Here is a 5,050-nt window from a genome sequence, read left to right on the forward strand (position 1 = left end):
GGGGAGAGGCGGGGCTGAGCGGGGGCTTTGCGACGCAGGCGGCCGCGTGAGCGGAGTGAGGTCATCCGGTCTTCACCAACTCCCTGGCCGGTGCGTGGGTTTCGGACGGTGGCATGAGGGCCGCGTCAGCTCGCCGTCGCCGTGCGCGCCGCACCCCTCCCGCCGACGTCACCGCCAGTGCGCCCAGCAGGGCGAGTGCGGCGGCGGGCGCGAGGACGGCCCAGGGGGCGCGTTCGGCGTAGGGCTGGTTCTCGGCGAGGAGCAGGCCCCATTCCGGCGAGGGTGGCTGGGCGCCCAGGCCGAGGAAGGCGAGTGAGGCGAGGGCGAGGGCTGTGCCGGGGAGGCGGAGCAGGGCGTGGCGGGTGACGGGTGGGATCACGGCGGGGAGGAGTTCGTGGCGTAGGAGGTACCAGGGGGTGGCGCCCAGGGCTCGGGTGGCCGTGAGGTGGAGGGCGGCGCGTTCCTGGCGGAGCAGTGCGGAGGTGTGGGCGGCGAGGGGTGCCCAGGCCACGGTGGCCACGGCGAGCGCGGGTGTGGCGGTTCCGCTGCCGACGACCGCGGTGACGAGCAGGGCGACCAGGACCGGGGGCAGCGCGGTGACGGTGTCGACGAGCGGGCCGGACAGCCGGGGCAGCAGGCCGAGCGCGAGGCCGGTGAGCAGGGTGGCGGCGGTGATGGCGAGGGCCAGCAGCAGGGTGTCCAGGGCGCCGTGGGCGACGCGGGCGAGGACGTCCCTGCCGAGGGCGTCCGTGCCGAAGGGGTGGGACGGGGTGGGCGCGGCCAGGCGTTCGGTGGTGTCGAGGGCCAGTGGGTCGCGGGGCAGGCCGAGGGCGATGACGGCGAGGAGCAGAACGGCGTAGGCGAACGGCAGGGCCGTGCGGGCCGGTGGTGTGGGGCGGTGCGGGGACGGCAGTGCGCCGTCGCGCAGGGCGGGGCCGATCAGGGTGCGGGCGAGGGTGTGGGCGAGTCCGGCGGCGGCCGCGGCGAGCAGGACGAGGGCGAGGGTGCCGGCCTGGAGGACGGGCAGGTCCTGGGCGAGGGCGGCCTGGAGGGTGGTGCGGCCGAGGCCGGGGATGTCGAAGATCTGCTCGACGGTGACCGATCCGCCGGTCAGACCTACGACGAACAGGCCGGTGTTGGGGAGGAGTCCTGGCAGACAGCGGCGCAGTGCCTGGCGGGCGACCGCGCGGCCGGGCAGCCCGCGTGCGGTGGCGGCCAGCGCCCAGGGCTCGGCGAACGCGCCGGGCAGCAGGTCGTCGAGGAGCCGGCCGAGCACGGCCCCGGCAGGCAGGCCGAGGGCGAGGGCGGGCAGGATCGTCCACTGGGGTCCGTACCAGCCGAGCGCGGGCAGCCAGCCGAGTTGGACGCCGACGACGGTGGCCAGTACGGACGCGGTGAGGAACTCGGGCAGTGCGGCGAGGACGGCGGAGACGCTGCCGCCGGGCCGCCGTCCGTCGAGTCGCCGGTGGGCGCCCAGCCACAGGGTCCGTGCGCAGATCAGCGCGGCGGTGACGGCGGCGGCCGCGAGGGCCACCGCCATCAGGAGCAGGGAGACGCCGAGGGCCTGGAGGACGGCGGGCGTGACCTCGCCGCCGGAGATCCAGGACCGGCCGGCGTCCCCGTGCCACAGTCCGCCCAGCCAGTCGCCGAGCAGGTGGAACGGGCCCTGGTCCAGGCCGAGTTGGGCGCGGATGTCCGCGAGCACCTCGGGTGTGGGGTCGCGCTCCGCCGAGCGGGCCTTGAGCACGGTGAGCGCCGGGTCGGTGTGCGTCAGCCAGGGCAGTACGCCGATGGCGCACACCAGGGCTGCCGCGATCCCCGCACGCCACAGCAGCGTGCCTGTCTGGTGCCGCACGGGTCAGCGCCGGGTGCCGATGCCGACGAGGGTGCGCTCGTACGGGTCGAGGAGCGCGCCGCGCACGGAGCTGCCGACGCCGGTGATGATGCGCTGGTGGACCAGCGGTACGACGGCGTCGGTGCCGAGGATTCGGGCCTCGGCGGCCATCGCCGCGTCCTGTCGGTCGGCGGTGTCGGCGATGTCCGCTGCTTTGGCCACGGCCCGGTCGACGTCCTTGTCGCAGAGCAGCGACAGGTTGTAGCCGCCGTCGCAGGTGTAGTCGCCGGCAAGGACCCCGACGGGGTCGCCGGTGTCGACGAGGCTGTTGCGGGCGCCGATGACGGCGTCGAACTTGCCTTCCAGCGCGTCGCTCTCCAGCCGCGAGTACTCGCGCACCTCCAGCGTGACCTCGAACCCGGCCTCCTCCAGCTGCTGCTTCAGCACCTGGGCGACCTCCGGCAGCTCGGGCCGGTTGTCGTACGTGGCGATCGTGACGCGCGTCCCGTCGGGCTTGCCGGCCTTCGCGCGTCCGACCGGCTCGGTCCGCTTGCCGGCGGCCCAGGTGACGGCGGGCCCGTAGATGCCGGCGCCGGGGTCGGCGTATCCCTCGTAGACGCCCTTGGCGAGCACGGAGGTGTCGACGGCCTCGCGGGCGGCGGCCCGCAGCGCGGCGTCCTTGAAGGCGCCCTTCTCGGTGTTGAGGAGCAGGCTCGTGGTGCGGGTCGTCGCGGTGGCCTCGCGGGTTGCCTTGTCGAGGGTGGCGGCCTGGGCGACGGGGATCGCCTCGGCGAGGTCGACCTGGCCGGTGCGCAGGGCGCTCGCGCGTGCGGTGCCGTCGGCGACGAACTTGACGTCGATGCCGGGGGCCTGGGCGCGGCCGCCCCAGTAGTCGTCGTAGCGGTCGAGGGTGACGGCCGTGGCGCCGAGGACCTTGGTGAGCTCGAAGGGTCCGGTGGCGGTGCCGACCGGGTCCGCCTTGTCCTTCGTGCCGTACGCCTTGCCGGAGAGGATGGCGAGGGACGGGCTGGACAGGCGCAGCGGGAGGACGGGGTCGGGGGTCCCGGTGGTGATCCGTACCGCGTCGGCGCCGTCGGCCTTCGCGGTGAACGTGACGCCGGCGAGGGCGGCCGGGACCGGCTTGGCCTGCGCGGCGTGGGTGAGCGCGGTGGCGACCGCGGCCGGGGTGACGGCGGAGCCGTCCTGGAAGGTGGCCTCACGCAGGGTGAACAGCCAGGTGCGGTCGTTCTCCTGGCGCCAGGAGGCGGCGAGGGCGGGGGCCGCGGCGCCGTTGGCGTCCAGCGCGGTCAGGCCCTCGGTGACGCCGAGGCGGCTGAGGATGGTGGAGTCGGCGCCGTACGGCGAGAGGTTCTCGGCGGGCGGGAAGGCGAGGGCGACGCGGAGGCGGGAGCCGCCGTCGGCGCTGTCGGCGGAGTCGGTTCCGCCGCCGGAGGCGAAGCAGCCGGCGAGGACCGGGGCCAGTACGAGGGCGAGGAGCGGGCGGAGTCGGCGTCGCACGGGCTATCGCTCCATCGGTATCTCGAAGTGGACGACGTCGAAGGCGCCGTCGGGGTCCACACGTTCGTCCAGCACGACCTTGCCGCGCGAGCGCCAGAAGGCCTCGGCGCCGGGCACCTTGGGGTCGGTGTGCAGATAGACGGCCCGGTAGCCGCCGTCCGCAGCCGCGAAGGCGAGCAGCTCGTCGACCAGCCGCCCGGCGAGGCCGCGCCTGCGGTGCTCGGGCCGGACGTAGACGCGGCGCAACTGCGCGGTGTCGCCGGAGGGGTAGCGCTCGGCGAGGTCGCGCGGGTTCGGCGGGTGGGCCGGGCCGCGGGAGTCGAGGGCGGCGGTGGCGACGACGCCCTCGTCGTGCGGGTCGAGCGCGACGAGGAGGGTGTGGCGGGGCGGGGCGAGGTAGGCGGCGGCCGGGTCGATGATGTCGGCGTGCCAGCGCGGCACATAACCGGTGCCGAAGTCGCGGTAGACGGTGTCGAGCATCAGGGCTCGCGCACCGTCGAGGTCGTCCGGGCTCGCCGCCCTGATGCTGTAGTCGTGCACTTGCACATCATATGCATCAAGCCCGAAAGGCCTTTCCGCCCACCCCGCCCTCCGACACAACCCCCTTACGTCTCAGGCGATTTGACAGTGATCGAAGATCAACGCCAACCTTTCCACATGACATCCATTTTCAAAAAGGGTACTCTGGCGGCGAAGGCGGGGTGCCGCTGATGCGCATCGCGTTCGTCGGCAAGGGCGGCAGCGGCAAGACCACCCTGTCGGCGCTCTTCTCCCGCCACCTGGCCCGTTCCGGTGCGCCCGTGCTGGCCATCGACGGCGACATCAACCAGCACCTCGCCGAGGCGCTCGGCCACGACGGCGACTCCCTGGACGCCCCGCCGCTCGGCGCCCACCTGCGGGACATCAAGGAGTTCCTGCGCGGCACCAACCCGCGCATCCCCTCCGCCGACGCCATGATCAAGACCACCCCGCCCGGCAGCGGCTCCCGCCTGCTGACCCTGCTCGGCGACGACGAACTGCACACGCGGCACGTCCGGCGCGTGGACGCCCAGGGCGTGGACGTACCCCTGATGGTCACCGGCGAGTTCGACGAGAGCGACCTCGGGGTGGCCTGCTACCACTCCAAGCTCGGCGGCGTCGAGCTCTACCTCGGCCACCTGGTCGACGGCCCCGGCGAGTACGTCGTCGTCGACATGACGGCCGGTGCCGACGCCTTCGCCTCCGGCCTGTTCACCCGCTTCGACATGACGTTCCTGGTGGCGGAGCCGACCCGCAAGGGCGTCTCGGTCTACCGCCAGTACCGCGACCACGCCCGCGAGTTCGGCATCCGCATCGCGGTCATCGGCAACAAGGTGACCGGCGAGGACGACCTGCTCTTCCTCAAGGAGGAGGTCGGCGACGACCTCCTCACCCACCTGGTCCAGTCCTCCTGGGTCCGCGCCGCCGAACAGGGCCGCGAGCAGGGCGAGCTGGAGCCTCAGAACCTCCACGCCCTGGGCATCCTGCGCGAGACGGTCGACGCGCTGCCGAAGGACTGGGCCGCGATGCACGGCCACGCCGTCGAGTTCCACCTGCGCAACGCCCGCGCGTGGGCGGACGACAGGACGGGCGGCGACCTGGCCGCCCAGGTCGACCCGGGCTTCGTACCGGGCCCGGCGGCACTGTCCTGACCACGCCCGCCCCGGCACGTATCCCACC

At 74.1% G+C, this 5,050-nt stretch carries 4 protein-coding genes; 1 reads left to right on the forward strand and 3 read right to left on the reverse strand.

Annotated elements, in window-relative coordinates; translation table 11 throughout:
• Positions 1–61 precede the first annotated feature (61 nt).
• The 3 genes from L0P92_RS42000 to L0P92_RS42010 are packed head-to-tail and all read right to left on the reverse strand — an operon-like array spanning position 62 to position 3,892.
• Positions 62–1,855 (reverse strand): ABC transporter permease subunit, encoded by a 1,794-nt coding sequence (locus L0P92_RS42000; protein WP_234768401.1) that lies wholly within the window; start codon positions 1,853–1,855, stop codon positions 62–64.
• 3 nt (positions 1,856–1,858) lie between these two features.
• Positions 1,859–3,352: an ABC transporter substrate-binding protein gene (locus L0P92_RS42005; RefSeq protein WP_234768402.1), complete on the reverse strand. Its 1,494-nt coding sequence runs from the start codon at positions 3,350–3,352 to the stop codon at positions 1,859–1,861.
• Between the two features lie 3 nt (positions 3,353–3,355).
• Positions 3,356–3,892, reverse strand: a complete 537-nt coding sequence (locus L0P92_RS42010) for a GNAT family N-acetyltransferase (protein ID WP_234768403.1) — start codon at positions 3,890–3,892, stop codon at positions 3,356–3,358.
• Positions 3,893–4,062: 170 nt separating this feature from the next.
• Between L0P92_RS42010 and L0P92_RS42015 the strand changes: the two genes are divergently transcribed.
• The gene (locus tag L0P92_RS42015; protein WP_234768404.1) at positions 4,063–5,022 is read left to right on the forward strand and encodes an ATP-binding protein; all 960 of its coding nucleotides are present in this window, start codon (positions 4,063–4,065) and stop codon (positions 5,020–5,022) included.
• Positions 5,023–5,050 lie beyond the last annotated feature (28 nt).

Origin of the sequence: Streptomyces muensis, assembly GCF_021474425.1 — a bacterium.
Classification (GTDB): domain Bacteria; phylum Actinomycetota; class Actinomycetes; order Streptomycetales; family Streptomycetaceae; genus Streptomyces; species Streptomyces muensis.